This window comes from Flavobacterium sp. CR10 (assembly GCF_055814415.1).
Genome location: NZ_CP185985.1, coordinates 3942670 through 3958227, shown reverse-complemented (window position 1 = coordinate 3958227; position 15558 = coordinate 3942670). Strand labels below are relative to the sequence as shown.

General features: G+C 33.8%; 14 protein-coding genes. 10 read left to right on the top strand and 4 right to left on the bottom strand.

Features of this window, described 5'->3' with window-relative positions:
* Positions 1 to 2 precede the first annotated feature (2 nt).
* The 7 genes from ACNRYB_RS17280 to ACNRYB_RS17250 all read left to right on the top strand — a co-directional run bounded on the left by ACNRYB_RS17280 (position 3) and on the right by ACNRYB_RS17250 (position 8642).
* Positions 3 to 1496, top strand: a complete 1494-nt coding sequence (locus ACNRYB_RS17280; RefSeq protein ID WP_473728069.1) for a RagB/SusD family nutrient uptake outer membrane protein — start codon at positions 3 to 5, stop codon at positions 1494 to 1496.
* A 156-nt stretch (positions 1497 to 1652) separates the two neighbouring features.
* Entirely contained in the window at positions 1653 to 2615 is a 963-nt protein-coding gene (locus ACNRYB_RS17275) for a glycoside hydrolase family 43 protein (protein WP_473728068.1), read from the top strand.
* Positions 2616 to 2665: 50 nt separating this feature from the next.
* Positions 2666 to 3952, top strand: coding sequence for a family 8 glycosyl hydrolase (locus ACNRYB_RS17270; protein ID WP_242502581.1), 1287 nt, complete (start codon positions 2666 to 2668; stop codon positions 3950 to 3952).
* A gap of 18 nt (positions 3953 to 3970) precedes the next feature.
* Entirely contained in the window at positions 3971 to 5086 is a 1116-nt protein-coding gene (locus ACNRYB_RS17265) for an alpha/beta hydrolase-fold protein (RefSeq protein WP_473728067.1), read from the top strand.
* Positions 5087 to 5126: 40 nt separating this feature from the next.
* A complete protein-coding gene (locus tag ACNRYB_RS17260; RefSeq protein ID WP_473728066.1) occupies positions 5127 to 6206 on the top strand; it encodes an alpha/beta hydrolase-fold protein in 1080 nt (359 codons plus the stop codon).
* Positions 6207 to 6607: 401 nt separating this feature from the next.
* Complete coding sequence (lhpI, locus tag ACNRYB_RS17255; protein WP_473728065.1) at positions 6608 to 7582, top strand: bifunctional Delta(1)-pyrroline-2-carboxylate/Delta(1)-piperideine-2-carboxylate reductase; 975 nt, start codon at positions 6608 to 6610, stop codon at positions 7580 to 7582.
* Complete coding sequence (locus ACNRYB_RS17250) at positions 7575 to 8642, top strand: proline racemase family protein (RefSeq protein WP_473728064.1); 1068 nt, start codon at positions 7575 to 7577, stop codon at positions 8640 to 8642. Before lhpI ends, ACNRYB_RS17250 begins: the two co-directional genes overlap by 8 nt.
* A 139-nt stretch (positions 8643 to 8781) precedes the next feature.
* On the opposite strand, the gene ACNRYB_RS17245 is transcribed toward ACNRYB_RS17250, so the two are convergent.
* Genes ACNRYB_RS17245 through ACNRYB_RS17230 form a run of 4 tightly spaced genes read right to left on the bottom strand, consistent with a single transcriptional unit; the run spans position 8782 to position 11189 of the window.
* Positions 8782 to 9780, bottom strand: a complete 999-nt coding sequence (locus ACNRYB_RS17245; protein ID WP_473728063.1) for a hypothetical protein — start codon at positions 9778 to 9780, stop codon at positions 8782 to 8784.
* 9 nt (positions 9781 to 9789) lie between these two features.
* Positions 9790 to 10083 carry a hypothetical protein gene (locus ACNRYB_RS17240; RefSeq protein ID WP_129748295.1) on the bottom strand — a complete coding sequence of 98 codons (294 nt, stop codon included), beginning with the start codon at positions 10081 to 10083 and terminating at the stop codon, positions 9790 to 9792.
* Between the two features lie 45 nt (positions 10084 to 10128).
* A complete protein-coding gene (locus ACNRYB_RS17235) occupies positions 10129 to 10794 on the bottom strand; it encodes a hypothetical protein (protein ID WP_473728062.1) in 666 nt (221 codons plus the stop codon).
* Positions 10791 to 11189, bottom strand: a complete 399-nt coding sequence (locus ACNRYB_RS17230) for a hypothetical protein (RefSeq protein WP_473728061.1) — start codon at positions 11187 to 11189, stop codon at positions 10791 to 10793. Before ACNRYB_RS17230 ends, ACNRYB_RS17235 begins: the two co-directional genes overlap by 4 nt.
* A 267-nt stretch (positions 11190 to 11456) precedes the next feature.
* On the opposite strand from ACNRYB_RS17230, the gene ACNRYB_RS17225 reads away from it, so the two are divergent.
* The 3 genes from ACNRYB_RS17225 (at position 11457) to ACNRYB_RS17215 (ending at position 15531) form a co-directional block, all read left to right on the top strand.
* On the top strand, positions 11457 to 12206 hold the full coding sequence (locus ACNRYB_RS17225; protein WP_473728060.1) for a LytR/AlgR family response regulator transcription factor: 750 nt from the start codon (positions 11457 to 11459) through the stop codon (positions 12204 to 12206).
* 22 nt (positions 12207 to 12228) lie between these two features.
* Positions 12229 to 14130: a histidine kinase gene (locus ACNRYB_RS17220; RefSeq protein WP_473728059.1), complete on the top strand. Its 1902-nt coding sequence runs from the start codon at positions 12229 to 12231 to the stop codon at positions 14128 to 14130.
* Between the two features lie 132 nt (positions 14131 to 14262).
* Positions 14263 to 15531 (top strand): hypothetical protein, encoded by a 1269-nt coding sequence (locus ACNRYB_RS17215; protein ID WP_473728058.1) that lies wholly within the window; start codon positions 14263 to 14265, stop codon positions 15529 to 15531.
* The last annotated feature ends 27 nt before the right edge of the window (positions 15532 to 15558 follow it).

Genomic DNA, 15558 nt, shown 5'->3' with positions numbered 1-15558 from the left:
CGATGAAAAAAATTAAATATATACTTATAGTACTGTCTGGAGCTTTAACGCTAACTTCATGTGACAGTAGCGAATTAGAATTGACTAATCCCAATGCTTTATCGCCTGAAACTTTCTTTAAAACTGAAACTCAGGTGCAGTCTGCCGTAAATGCTTCATATGCAAATCTTCAGACAAGAGGACTTTATGGCAGAAATCTTTTTTTCGCAATGGACCTTATGGGACATGATGCTTTAGGAAATCCGCAGTTGGAAGGTAACAAGAAACCTTTTCAGGATTTTTCTTTTAATGCAGGAAATGATATTATTCAATACTATTGGGAGTCTTGTTTTACGGGAATATCTAGGGCTAATTTTGTGTTGGATAATGAGCCTAAAATCAATGCTCTTCCCGATAATGTTTTGTCTCAGGAAAAAAAGAACAAGTATTTAGGAGAAGCTCATTTTTTAAGAGCCTACTATTATTTCCTATTAGTAAGACGTTTTGGCGATTTGCCAATTTATAAAACAGGTACTATTGTAGGAAATGCAAGAAGTCCTAAAGCAGAAGTGTATGCCTTAATTGAAGAGGATTTGGTATTTGCAACACAAAATCTTTTGCCAAAAGGATCAGAATCTGCAGGGAGAGCCAATAAAGAGGTAGCTTATGCACAATTAGGTAAGGTATTATTGTACCAAAAGAAATATGACGAAGCTTTAGCGGCGCTTAACAATGTGACTGGTTACAGCCTTGAAGATAAAGGTAGTTTTTACAACAACTTCATGCAAGAAACAGAACATGGTAAAGAGTCGATTTTTGAGATCGAGTTTGATGAAAAAAATGGAACTGGTGATCAGTGGGGAGCTGTTGGTGATAGTGGAGGAACTGGTTTTGATGAGTCAACGCTTAGAGGTCAGGAATATGGTAATCTTAGCTGGTATAATGTTTATCCGTCAGATGAACTTTTAGATTCTTATGAAGTAGGTGATAACCGTTTTGGAGATACTTTTTATGTACCAGGTTCATCTTATTTAAAAGGAACCAAGGTAATGGTAGCAAGTAACTTTACTACTTCTGCTGGTATTAGAAGAGCGGGTTGGAAAAAATACCAAAACTATTACAGCAGAGAGGATGAAGCGACACGATCAAGCATTAACTTTAAAGTAATGCGTTATGCAGATGTATTGCTCATGAAAGCAGAATGTGAAAACCAAAGAGATGGCGGTTCTCAGACAGCAGCAATAGCTTATATTAAAGAAGTTCGCGACAGAGCAAATCTGACAACTACTATTGCACCAACAAAAGAAGCGGTTTTTGCTGCAATTGTGCACGAACGTCAAGTTGAATTTGCTGGAGAACAATCTCGTTTTGATGATCTTATAAGATGGGGTATAGCTGCGACTGTATTGCAAGGTACAGGTTTTACAGCTGGTAAAAGCGAGCTATGGCCAATACCAAATAGAGAAACATCTTCTAATCCGAAAATAAAACCAAGCGATAACAATCCTGGTTATTAAGATAATTAAATTTTGGTTAGTTTAAGTTAAATAAAGTCAAGTTAAGTTAGTTTTTTTATAAACAGCGCATTTACTGCGCTGTTTATTGTTTAGAGAAATACAACTGAAGAAAAAAAAGATTGCATTCTAGAACCATTTAATTAAATGAAAACAAAAATGAAAAATACAGGTAAAATTTTATTTGTGCTTCTTTGTAGTTTATTTACCGCAAATACAGAAGCACAAAACCCTATAATCAAAGATATTTTTACTGCTGATCCGGCTCCTCTGGTGCATAAAGGTACTTTGTATTTATATACTGGGCATGATGTGGCAACTCAGGAAGATACCAATTATAAAATGTCCGACTGGCATGTATTTTCTACAACCAACATGAAAGATTGGAAAGATCATGGAGCATTACTTTCGCCCAGTACATTTTCTTGGGCAACAGGCGATGCATATGCTGCTCAGTGCATAGAAAGAGACGGAAAATTTTACTGGTTTGTTTCTACATTTCATAAAAAAGATGAGGTAAGCCAAGGTGGCGCTGCAATAGGTGTTGCGGTTTCAGACAGTCCTATTGGACCTTTTAAAGACGCCATTGGAAAAGCGCTTATTACAAATGAAATGACAACAGATATGAAATATGGTTGGGATGATATTGACCCAACAGTATTTATAGATGATGATGGACAAGCCTATATGTTTTGGGGGAATGGAAGCTGTAAATGGGTAAAACTTAAGAAAAACATGATAGAATTGGATGGAGAAATTACCACTTTCAAACCTAAAAATTATATCGAAGGACCTTGGGTGTACAAAAGAAAAGGACTTTATTATTTAGTGTATGCCAGCGCTGGAACAAAACCTGAAATGATAGAATATTGCACTGCAAAAAGCATAACGGGACCATGGAAGTATCAGGGAATTATTCAGGAAAATGTGCCGAATAGTTTTACCACACATCCTGGAATTATTGACTATAAAGGAAAGTCATACTTTTTTTACCACAATGGAAGCTTGCCAACAGGTGGCAGTTACAGACGTTCAATTTGCGTAGACTACATGCATTATAATAAAGACGGAACTATTCAAAAAATTATACAAACCACAGAGGGTGTAAGTTCTGTAAAATAAAATCTCATTTTGTTTTTTCTGATGAGGAAACATTATTTAAACAGATAGATATGATGGCATATAAAAAATTAAGCATAAAAATTTTAACTTTTGTGACGATCTTCATGCTCACAGCACCATTATCGATAATTGGGCAGAATAAAAAGAAGAAAGCTAAAACAGAATCCGAAAGGCCTCAATATAGAAATCTTTTTAAGGAAGCGGGTTATAGTCAAGATGATATAGACAAGAAATTGGCCAAAGCCTATTTTGATATATTCGAAGGACCAAATAAAGTATATTTTGAAGAGGGAGATTCTCTTGGATACGTTTCTGATGTCAAAAATAAGGATGCTCGTACTGAAGGAATGTCCTACGGAATGATGATTGCTGTTCAGCTTAACAAAAAAGAAGTTTTCGATCGTCTATGGCGCTGGTCTGTAAAATACATGCAGCATCAGGATGGACCAAGAGAAGGTTATTTTGCATGGAGCGTGAATCCGCTGACTAAAAAACAGAATTCTCCAGGCTCTGCTTCAGATGGGGAATTATACTATGTAACCAGCCTACTTTTCGCTTCCAATAAATGGGGAAATAATACAGGAATAGACTACTACAAAGAAGCCAGAAGAATATTGGATGCAATGTGGAAAAAAGACGGTACGGGAAATGTGCACAATGTTATAAATACTGAGCATAAACAGATTTCATTTGTTCCTGAGGGAGGTGGCTATAATTGGACGGATCCTTCTTATCATGTTCCGGCATTTTATGAAATATGGGCATTGTATGCAAAAGATGGGCATGAACAATTTTATAAGGAATGCGCAGAGGTTTCTCGTAACTTTTTGCATAAAGCGTGCCACCCTGTAACAGGTCTTAATTCCGATTATACTGAGTTTTCTGGAGAACCGCATCCAACACCTTGGATGCCTGCAGGATTTCGCTATGACTCTTGGCGAGTGCCTATGAATATAGCAATGGATTATACTTGGTACGGAAAAGATAAAAAATGGCAGGAAGAATACGCTAAACGATTCCAAAATTTTCTGAGATCTAAGGGATTGGACAAATTCGAAGATCAATTTAATCTGGATGGTTCCACTCCTGATTTTATTCTTCAGGCTGGTCCAGTGAAAAAATTAAGACATTCCATCGGATTGGTGGCAACTTCGGCTACAGCGTCATTGGTCAATCACGATAAAGAAAGTATAGATTTTGTTCATGCTGTATGGAATGCTAAGCTTGAACCTTACGAAGATGGCTACTTTGATCCCTACTATGACGGTCTGATGTATCTTTTTAGCTTAATGCATCTTAGCGGAAAATATCAAATTATAGTTCCAGAAGTAAAATAACTTTTTAAACAAAAAATTATGAAACAGTATAAAATTACTTGCTTATTAATTTTATTGGGATTTGTTGGGTTCGCACAGCCAACCGCGACATCGATTATTGAAGATTTTAAGCCTTCGTCACTCAATCAGCCAGGACAGGAATATCCAAAAGTTAATTCACAAGGGTACGCACGATTTCAAATTTTAGCTCCCGATGCCAAATCGGTAGTAGTAAGCCTAGGATTGGGAGGAGCAAAAGGAGGGACTGTTTTGGAAAAAGATCAGGATGGCTACTGGAGGGGTATTACAGCAGGCGCAATGGATGAAGGGTTTCATTATTATCATGTAACTATTGATGGAGGCATTTTTAATGATCCTGGCGCGCTTAATTTTTATGGATCGACACGTTGGGAAAGCGGTATCGAAATTCCGGCGCATGATCAGGATTTCTATGCATTGAAAGATGTTCCGCACGGAAATGTACAGCAAATTCTTTTCCCTTCAAAAAGTACCAATACATCACGAAGAGCATTTGTCTATACTCCGCCAGGATATCATAAAGATAAGAACGCCAAATATCCGGTTTTGTATTTGCAGCACGGTTGGGGAGAAGATGAAACAGCATGGAGTAATCAAGGACGAGTAAATTTAATTATGGACAATTTGATTGCAGAGGGCAAAATAAAGCCATTTATTGTCGTGATGACCTACGGAATGACAAATGAAGTAAAATTCGGCGGTCTGTCAAGCTTTAAAATAGAGCCTTTTCAAACGGTTCTGGTAGATGAGCTAATTCCGTATGTTGATTCAAATTTCCGTACAATTTCCAATCAGACAAATCGTGCCATGGCAGGTCTTTCAATGGGCGGAATGGAAACGCATTCTATTACGCTAAATAAACCGGATGTTTTTTCTCATTATGCACTTTTAAGCGGTGGCACATACAAACCTGAAGAGATTAAAGACAAGTCAAAAGTAAAGCTAATTTTTATAAGCTGTGGCAGCCGCGAAAGACCAGAATCTGTGCAGAATGCCGTAAAAACACTTAAAGATGCAGGATTTAATGCTGTTTCTTATATCTCTGAAAATACGGCTCATGAATTTTTGACTTGGCGCAGAAGTTTCAAAGAATTGGCTCCTCTTTTATTTAAATAATATCGAATTGGCATAAAACGATAAACTAAAAATAAAAAATATGAGACTATCTATTATCGCAGTGATTGTAATTTTGAATTTGTGTTTTCAGTCAGTAAATGCTCAGTCAGAACAGACCATAACTGAAGATTTTAAACCTTCATCGTTGAATCAGCCAGAAAGAATATTTCCTCAAGTTAATTCGCAACGACGTGTTCGTGCCAGTATTTCGGCTCCAAATGCCAGCAAAGTGCAGCTTGACATTGGCGGCGTAAAATATGATATGCGAAAAGACGATAAGGGCGTGTGGACAGGAGAGTCAAATCCGCAAGATGAAGGATTTCATTATTATCAGTTAAATATTGATGGAGCTTCGGTTCCTGATCCTGGAAGTTTATATTTTTATGGTGCAGGGAGACTAGGAAGCGGTATAGAAATTCCGTCAGCAGATCAAGACTTTTTTGCTCTGAAAAATGTACCTCACGGTTTGGTAAGCGAGAATATTTACTTCTCAAAACTGACCAATTCCTTTAGACGCTGCTTTGTTTACACTCCTGATGGTTACAATGAAAATATAAAAGAACGTTATCCAGTTCTTTATTTGCAACATGGAAGTTTCGAAGACGAAACGGGTTGGTCATCACAAGGCAAAGCAAACCTGATTTTAGATAATTTGATTGCTTCGAAAAATGCAGTTCCCATGATTATTGTAATGGATAATGGTTACGCTTATAAAACTCAAGATGGTAATTCTTCGGATAAAAACAAGCCTAAGGAATCTATTTTTGAAGAGGTGCTTATTACCGAAGTTATTCCTATGATTGATGCTAAATTCAGAACAATTCCAAAACGTGAAAAAAGGGCTATCGCGGGGCTTTCAATGGGAGCCAATCAGACCATGAGAATTATGATGAATCATTTGGATACTTTTACATATTATGGAGGATTTAGTGGTACAGCAAATTACCCAAATTTTGATGCAATTGATGCTTCTACGTTTTTAAAAGGGAAGTATAAAGACGGAAATGCTTTGAACAAGCAAATTAAACTCTTCTGGCTCGGATTAGGGACAAAAGAACCTGTGCCATTTCCTAAATCAGTTGGTGCGTTTCGAAATATGCTAGAACAACAGGGAATTTAGTATCAATATTACGAATCGCCTGAAACAGCCCACGAATGGCTCACTTGGCGAAGATGTCTTCATCAGTTTGTGTCTAAATTATTTAAATAAAATGGTAAAATATTAGATCTGGCCTGTTTATCATTAATAAAAAATAATGATAAACAGGCCAGATTTCATTTATCAAGTTGATGAAATAGATTGAAAAAAACTTTAAATTTTTCTAATAAAAAATATTTAAAAATTCAGATAGTTTCTCTTTTATTGAACCATTTTTTTGATTTTCTATCTTTCGTAAAATCTAAGCGAAGTAGATAATCTATACTATATTAACCCTAAATTGGCATATATTATCCGATTGACGATGAAATAATATTATGGTGAAATAATCTTCTATTTTTAGTGAAATTTCAACAAAATACATGGAACCAATACAACTTATTTCAGATCATTTCATTGAAGAAAAATGCAATTTTAAAGAACTTATAGAAAGACTTCGGGCAGGATTTTCGACCTCAGATATCAATGTGCCCATGCGCCATCATCATGATTATTCTAATCCTGAGGAAGGCAAAGATTCAACATTACTACTAATGCCGGCGTTTCAAGCAGGCAAAGATTTAGGCGTAAAAATAGTTACAGTAAGTCCTAACAATGGTAAATATAACTTGCCTTCCATTCAGGGAACCTATATTTATCTAGATGGACATAAAGGAAATATAAAGGCAATTCTTGATGCAAAATCATTGACAGGCAAACGCACTGCTGCAACATCTGCCTTAGCAAGCAGCTATCTTTCAAGAAAAGATGCTTCATCTTTGCTGATGATTGGCACTGGAGCATTGGCCATTAACTTGATTCAGGCGCATGCAAGTGTTAGACCAATAAAAGAAGTTTATGTTTGGGGAAGAACGGTAGAAAAAGCACAATTAGTTTGCGATGCACTTAAAAATTCTTCACTGATCTGCAAACCGGTTTCAACCATAGAAGAAGTTATTTCTGAAGTTGATATTATTTCAGCAGCGACTTTATCGCCTGTTCCGCTTGTTTTAGGAAAATGGCTAAGAGCTGGACAGCACTTAGATCTTGTAGGGGCATATAAAAAAGATATGCGAGAAGCAGACGATGAAGCAGTTTTTAAATCAAGCCTATTCCTTGATACTTATCAAGGCGGACTAAAGGAAAGTGGCGATATTTTGATTCCGCTTACAAATGGAATCATTACAAAAGAAACAATCAAAGCAGATTTATTTGAACTATGTAGCAATGCAAAGCTGGGTAGAACATCAGATGATGAAATTACCTATTTTAAATCTGTTGGACATGCGCTGGAAGACCTTGTTGCAGCGGGATATTTTTATGAAGAGTATAATATAAAAACAAAAAAAAATGCTTAATACTTACCAAAATATTTGCAATAATACAGATTATAAAGCAGATACTTCTGTACTGCAGATAAAAACCATTGATATGCATACAGGTGGTGAGCCATTGCGTGTAATTGTTTCTGGTTTTCCAGAGCTTAAAGGAAATACTGTTTTAGAATACCGAAGAGATATAAAAGAAAATTATGATTATTTACGAACAGCATTGATGTTTGAACCTCGCGGACATGCTGATATGTATGGTTGCATTCTGCTTCCGCCAAATGATGAAGGGGCCGATTTTGGTATTCTTTTCATGCATAATGAAGGATATAGCAGCATGTGTGGTCATGCTATTATTGCTATAAGTACTTTGGCGGCCAAAATGAATTGGATAAATGTGAAAGAGGGTGAAAATGAATTGATAATTGATGCTCCTTGTGGCCGAATCTTTTCGTTTGTTAATGTATTAAATGGAGAAGTAACAGGAGTGAAGTTTCATTGTGTGCCAAGTTTTGCAGTTGGTTTAGATCGTATTGTAAATGTTGAAGGTATTGGCAATATTGTATATGATTTGGCTTACGGAGGTGCTTTTTATGCTTATGTTGATTTGAGAAAAAATACGCATTTGAATTTTGGTTTAACCGAGGAAAATTATCGCGCAATTATTCAAACAGGTGTAGATATAAAACATGCAGTAATGAATCAAGACAAAGAAATTGTACATCCGTTTGAGGAGGACTTGAGCTTTTTATACGGAACTATTTTTATCGATGAACCAATGGATATTTCCAATCACAGCCGAAATGTTTGCGTTTTCGCCGATGGAGAAGTAGATCGTTCTCCGACAGGTTCTGGTGTTTCAGGAAGAATAGCAATTGAAAGAGCTAGAAATGCCATAGATACGAATAAATTTATCACGATAGAAAGTATAACGGGAAGTACATTTATTGGGTCGCTTGTGAGAGAAGAAAAATTTGGATCTTTCAACGCTGTAATTCCTCAAGTTGAAGGAACTGCTTTTGTAACGGGAATAAATACATTTTTAATAGACCCGAAAGATCCTATGAAGAATGGTTTTATACTAAGATAGTTACGATTTAATTATGTTTTTTATTCGAAAATTCCATAACAAGAGAAATTTTTCTTTTGTTATGGAATTTTGCCATTTATAAAAGAAATGCGGTATTACATTTTGGTATAAAATAGAATAAGCATTATAGCGCTAGTACTTATGGTTTTGAAGAATATAAATCTTTTAGAGAAATAGCGATGCCATTTTTAGAAATTTCACATTTGGCATAAGCATTTTTATAAACCTTAAAAGTAAATTTTATATCGCTTGGAGAAGTGCTTTCATTTAATTTTCTAAAAGCGCTTAAAATTTCAATAGGAGACAGTTCATATTGAATGATGTATTTCTTTTTCTTTTTATCCTCCCAATAGATATAAAATATTTTCGGAATGTTACGACTTGAAACAGTATCAGCATCTTCTGAAATTTCTATTCTGTTGTCTTTAAATGAATATGCATAAAAACTTGTCAACACCTCGTGTTCTCCCATTTCGACTTTTGCAGACCATTTGTAATGATTTTGAAGCAAATCAGAATAATCAGTTATGTTTTCAATGCTTTCAAAACGATTGTATTTTTCTCCTAAAGATTCTTCATAAACCAGCATATCCAAATTTCCTGTGGTTTCTTTTGCAGTAAATGCTTCCAAAAGCTGGGGTTCAGTATTTGCTTTTTCGTTTCGAATTATTTTTAAAAAGATTTTACCCTTAGGTTGTATTTCTAATATTAAAATGGGAGCGGCATCTTTTTCGGTAACCAAATCTTTCATTTTTTCATATGGAACCAAAGTTTGAAGCTTATAAAATATGCGTTCATGCACAGAGAAATACTTTAGGTTGAGAGAATCTGGTAGAAGCTCTTTCTGCCAGATTTTGAAAAAAACAGAATTCTCACTTTTGAAATTCGTTACTCGTTTTGATTCAGAATCGATATTACTTTCAGAATGGTTGAAAGTATTAAAAAAAGTAGCGTCTATGATTTGAATGATATTTGAATTTTCTGCTGTTGGATTTTCTAAATTGCTATGAATTTCGGCATTCCAATACATTTTGTCCTGTTCTTTATTTTTAAACCTTGTTGAAAAATAAAGAGTAATGACTGAAATAAGAATTACAACTAAGAAGATGTTGATATAATCAAGTTTTGTGTTTTTCATGGTCTTCAATTAATGTTGATAAGCTTTTCCTAAAGCTCCTAGATACGAGAATGTCACAAAGGCAATAATTGAAATAACAACCAGAAATATAGAAAAGTATCTGAATTCTTTTTTATAAGGAATATTGCTGAAAAATATCGAAATCAAAACTGAAATTGCTGGAATTGAAAAGCAGAAAGCGAGCGCGAATAAACCATTATATTTAGATGAGACTGACATTAAATTCATGTAATCTAAATAATTGTATAGCGCTACTTCTATGCAAAACAATAAGATAATTGTGATGAAAGGATTATTTTTCATGAATAAATGATTATATAGATTATTAAATTTAGTAAATGCTGCGGTTTATTTTGCATTAATCTGTGAATAGATTTTGCCTTTCCAAAATAGAGGCTTGTCTAGGTTTTCGGGATGTTCAAAAATAAAGTCAAATTTTGCTTTTAGAATTCCGTTATTCCATAAATCTCGGTCAATCTTAATACATCCTTTTTTGCAAGCATAAATCTGTTTTCCTTTCGAACCTGAAATGCTATTTAACTCAATTACAGGAATACATTTATCCTTTGTAATTTTCAGAATCAGACTGCTATGAGCTGCTGCATTTTTATTAGTAAAACAATAAATGGTATCTCTGCTCATTCTTTTAACGGTTGCAAAATTTGAAACCCTCCATTCATAACTGTTGGTTTTAGATTTAATCGAATGAAATATGTGAGTAGTGTCTACCAGCTGATAAAATTTTGCCAAAGAATCTGTATAGATTTTTCCATTCTCATCTTTCATCCTGTCTGTTTCTGGCAGACAAAATCCATCGCAACTTAATTGTCCAAAATCGTTTTTATAAACTCCTTCCGGATAATCCCAGTTTTTTGTAAAAGAAAAATCGCCAGATACATTTTTCTGCCAATTGATTTTAATTTCTCCATTTTCTAAGATTTCTTTTTTGCCAATTACAGAAATGCTAAATAGAAAGATGATGATCAAAAAAGTGCAAAATAAAAACTTTGTCATTCTGATTTTGTAAATGTGAGATATTTTTCACCGCATTGCGTAAAATGTGCATATTCATTCATTGAATTTCCGTAATTCTGAATTTGTATTTTATTGGTCTCATATATTCCGCCAATTTTTCCAAAAGAGAGATAAACAGTTTCATCTTCAGTCTGTTTTTCAACTTTATCTTTTGAAATTATTTTATTTCTGTCAAAAATTAAAAATGAATATTCTTCAGCTTTTTTTTCGATTTTAATCTTGAATCTTGAATTCTCGCAAGATGTCAAAGCATACACGCCAGTAATTTCTCGATCATTATTGGAATATGAAACCGCAGATTCCTTTTTTTGTAAAGCATTGATAAAAAGAAAAAGGCTCGATAGAGTACAAAGGATAAAGTTTTTGTAAATCATGATATTAAATAAAATAGTAAACTGATATTACAAATTTGAAAATAAAAGATTTGCAGATTTACGCTAATATAAATTCGCTGAAAAATTAAGGAGATTTGCCATATTCTTTTTTAAAAATGAAAAAAATATATCTAGAATACAGCATTCAAGACATTGAAATAAAAAATTATATATTCGTACTACAAATTTTGAACTTAATAAAGAACCACTGTCTAAACGTTTTTATTAGAGTAAAGAATTTAATTTGTAAAACTGTTATTTCCTAGTATGAACAAAATACGGACCTTAATAATAGAAGACGAACCAGCAATTAGAAAAGAATTGCAATGGTTAGTCTCGCAAGAAGATTCTCTAAAACTTGAAGCAATGGCAGCTTCGGTAAAAGAATCAGTGCAAATCTTGAAAGCTACAGACATCGATTTGATTTTGATGGATATTCAGCTTACTGATGGTACAGCTTTCGATATATTGAACCAAATAGAAGAGACTTCTTTTCATATCATTTTTATCACTGCTTACAATCATTTTGCTATAAAAGCCATTAAATATGGCGCGCTTGATTATCTTTTAAAACCAATCGATAATGATGAATTTGTGGCAGCAATACAAAAAATAAAAAAAGTAAAAAAGACTGACTATTTGAATCAGATTAATCTTTTGAAGGACTATAATATTGCAAAAACTATTGATATGAGTTCCAGGATCTGTATCTCGTCTTTGGACTGTATGCAGATTGTACGTCTCAACGAAATTGTCTATCTGTCAGGCGAAGGATCTTATACGCAAATTCATTTGGAAAATAAAAAAGTAGTAACAGCTTCTAAACCATTAAAATATTATGAAGATATTCTGCCTGAGAACTTTTTCATAAAAACCCATCAGTCTTATATTGTCAACAAAGATTTTATTGATAAGTATATAAAAACAGGCATAATTGTCATGAAAAATAACTCCGAAATTCCTGTTGCAACCCGAAGGAAAGAGTTTGTGATAAATCATTTAAATCCTTTGAGATAATGAAAAAAACATTGTTTTTTTTTTGCTGCTGACTGTTATTTCTTGTCAGCAGAAATCTGAAAAAGTTTCGATTCATCCAGAAAAAATACTTGAAAAATTACAGACAATCAGCGATAGTCTAGATCAGAATCCCGATGCTGATAAATTGGCTTTCTGGTCTGGCAAACTCAAAGAAAAAGATTTTTCAAAAACAAGTCCAGCTTTAGCATTTATACATTACAATCTAGCTAAAAACCTAGTGAAAAAAGATATTGACAGTGCCAAACAGCATATCAATTTTGCTTTAGGTATTGTAGAAAAAGAAAAGGAATTCAATGCGCTAAAATTTACCATTTACAATGGAGCAGGTTTAATTTCAGAACTTGAAGGAAAATTTTATCAATCGGTTTATTATTTCAATAAATCTGCTGCCATCATTATGAATGACGATTCGCTAAAATGCAAACCAATGGCAAAAGTCATCTGTTTGCTAAATGCGGCTCAGGACAACAATAAAATCAGCCAATACCAAAAATCAATTGAACAGAATCAGCTTGCCTTAAAAATCTTAAAAGGACTTCCTGAGGATAATTATAAATATAACTTCAGAGCTTATTCGCAATTGTTTACAGCTTGTGAAGAAAGTAATATTTATAAGCCAGATTCGCTTCTTTTTTACATTAAAAAACTCAAACAGATTTCGGTAAAAACAAATGAGCCAATGCAGGTTAGATTTACTAATGAGCATATGGCGCATTATTATTTGCTAAACAATCAGTACGATAAAGCGATAGATCATTACAATTTGGTAAAAGAATATGATGAAGAAGGTCTATCAGCAAATCCTGAAAGTCCTGTAATGATTAAAAATCTCTACACGACTATTGCCAATCTAATTGATCTTTATGTTCAAACCAAACGTTTTCCTGAGGCAGAAAACTTAATTAAACAAGCTGATAAAATTGAAAACCAGCACTTGCAACTATTATCTTATTATGAAAAATGTCTGAATAAGAAAGCCAAAATGCATTATCATTTTGCCAAAGGAAACAAAGAGGAAGCTCTTGAAGAAGCAGATGAGATATTGGCTCTTAAAGATAATATCCTTAGAAATTCGGGTATTCAGGCGACAGAAGAAATGGCTACGATTTATGAATTGCAGGCCAAAGACAGGTCTATTCATGGGTTAAATAAGACGATCGATAATACTGAAAATCGTCTTGAACGAAATCAGTTATTGTTGCTCGTTGTTGGTTTATTGTCGCTGTTGGCCATTTCTTGGATATTCTTGCTTTATTTTTTCCAAAGACAAAAAAGACAAAAACAAGAAAAAGAGAAAATTCTGCTGCAACAGCAATTGTTGAGAACACAAATGGAACCTCATTTTATTTTTAATACTTTGTCTGCCCTGCAAAGTTTTATCAGATTTGATGAAAATGAAAAATCTATAAAATATTTAAGCCAGTTTAGCCGATTGTTGAGAAGCAGTTTAGAATTAAGCCGTAAAAATTATGTGCCCCTGGATCAGGAAATCGAAGCGATTGAAAATTATTTGAGCTTGCAGCAGATGCGTTTTGAATATGCTTTCGCTTACAAAATAGTAGTGCCAGAGATGGATACTTCGTCTTTGCTGATACCTCCAATGCTGATTCAGCCTTTTGTTGAAAATGCCATTATTCATGGTATTGGAAATCTTTCTGATCAAGGATTGATAACATTGGAAATCGCAGTGCAAGAAAATCAGATCGTGGTGAAAATTGCAGATAACGGAAAAGGCTATCAGGATAAATCAAATGTCGATTCTGATCATCAATCATTATCAGGTACTATAGCCCGAGAACGTTTGGAGATTTTAGCTAGAGAAAATAAAATTAAAACCAACATAGAAATTTCTTCAAATGAGCACGGAACAATAGTTTTACTGACTCTTCCTCTTAAAAACTAAAAACTCAAGTACGGATTTATAAAAAATGTTTACGAATATTCAATAACAGCATGCGGATTTATATCGGTCCAAATCTGTATGCTTATATTTTTCAAATTTGTCTTGAAGTAGAAAGACAAAAACAAGAATAATTTGGAAGCTAAAAGCAATTTAATAGGTGTCGTGCTGTGTTTACTTTTGTTGACGGCATGTTCTAAAAAAATACTAACCGACAATCCTGAACCAGAGGCAATGCTTTATGAAATTAACCATAAAGAAGATGTCAGTTTGGTTTTCTTTGATCATAATCAGGAAGATGGTTTAGAAAAGCATTTAAAAATATACAAGAGATTTGCCGAAGCTTTTGATACAATTCAAGACGTGCAGGTGTTTCATGTCAATGAGGATTGTGTAATCGAGTTTAGGAATTACGGCTACTATTATTTTTATAACCATGATTCCAAACTCAAATCAGGAATGATATTATCCAATGGTGTCGATAAACCGATTCTAGTGACCAATCCAGATAAGTATATTGAAACTTACGAATCGTATTTTAAAGTTCCTTTTAATGATAAAGTTTATTATGGCAAGTTGCGAGTGGCCGAGATTGCAGAAAGACAAAAGGAATCGGAAAAAGAATTAAAATCAAAATTTAAAGTAGATCAAAACTACGCTGATAATTTGATACAAAATTCAAGCATTTCTTATTATCCAAAGCCCAATGCTTTTTTGGGCTGTTCTACAGGAAAAGTAACTGCAAAAGCATTTAGAGAAAGTACCAAAACTGCTAAGAGTTTTTTGCAGATAGAAACACTGTATGACAAAAATGGATTGATAAAACAATATTCGACTATTATTAATGGCGCACTGTATTCCGAAGATTTGTATTATAGAAATTCATACCATTTGATTGACAGTATAGTGCGAAGAAATGAAAAGGGAGAAAAATCTAAAGATGTTTTTAAATATAGCAAAAAACAATTCAGCATCATTTCTGTAGATCAGAAAAATGTAATGATTGCTAAAGTGTTTCATCTTAATGATAAATTTCAGTGCGCAAAGAGCGAAACAGTAAATGGGAGCGGAGATGTGGTTGCTATTACTTTTTTCGAGTATGATGAATTTGGAAGGATTGTAAAAGAGGTTAATGCAACGCAGAAACTGGTCTATGAATATAAAAACGACCAAGAAGTTTTTTATTCTAAAATGAAAATTTACAGCATAAAAGATAATGCATTGCTTTCTGAGAACATAAGATATTCAGAAGGTAAGAAAGACATTTTTATAGCGAAGGAAGGAAACAAGATTTTAGCAAAAACTGTTTCTTTAAATAATTCCAACGGTTGTATTAAAACGGTATACAATTACAACTCTGACAATAAATTGAGTGAAGCATATGAATATTCATATGAGAATTAATTCCTTTTTTCTAATCAGATTTTTTAG

Coding starts and splice junctions, on each gene's coding strand:
- ACNRYB_RS17280 (WP_473728069.1), top strand. CDS start 3: ATGAAAAAAATTAAATATATACTTATAGTACTGTCTGGAGCTTTAACG.
- ACNRYB_RS17275 (WP_473728068.1), top strand. CDS start 1,653: ATGAAAAATACAGGTAAAATTTTATTTGTGCTTCTTTGTAGTTTATTT.
- ACNRYB_RS17270 (WP_242502581.1), top strand. CDS start 2,666: ATGATGGCATATAAAAAATTAAGCATAAAAATTTTAACTTTTGTGACG.
- ACNRYB_RS17265 (WP_473728067.1), top strand. CDS start 3,971: ATGAAACAGTATAAAATTACTTGCTTATTAATTTTATTGGGATTTGTT.
- ACNRYB_RS17260 (WP_473728066.1), top strand. CDS start 5,127: ATGAGACTATCTATTATCGCAGTGATTGTAATTTTGAATTTGTGTTTT.
- lhpI (WP_473728065.1), top strand. CDS start 6,608: ATGGAACCAATACAACTTATTTCAGATCATTTCATTGAAGAAAAATGC.
- ACNRYB_RS17250 (WP_473728064.1), top strand. CDS start 7,575: ATGCTTAATACTTACCAAAATATTTGCAATAATACAGATTATAAAGCA.
- ACNRYB_RS17245 (WP_473728063.1), bottom strand. CDS start 9,780: ATGAAAAACACAAAACTTGATTATATCAACATCTTCTTAGTTGTAATT.
- ACNRYB_RS17240 (WP_129748295.1), bottom strand. CDS start 10,083: ATGAAAAATAATCCTTTCATCACAATTATCTTATTGTTTTGCATAGAA.
- ACNRYB_RS17235 (WP_473728062.1), bottom strand. CDS start 10,794: ATGACAAAGTTTTTATTTTGCACTTTTTTGATCATCATCTTTCTATTT.
- ACNRYB_RS17230 (WP_473728061.1), bottom strand. CDS start 11,189: ATGATTTACAAAAACTTTATCCTTTGTACTCTATCGAGCCTTTTTCTT.
- ACNRYB_RS17225 (WP_473728060.1), top strand. CDS start 11,457: ATGAACAAAATACGGACCTTAATAATAGAAGACGAACCAGCAATTAGA.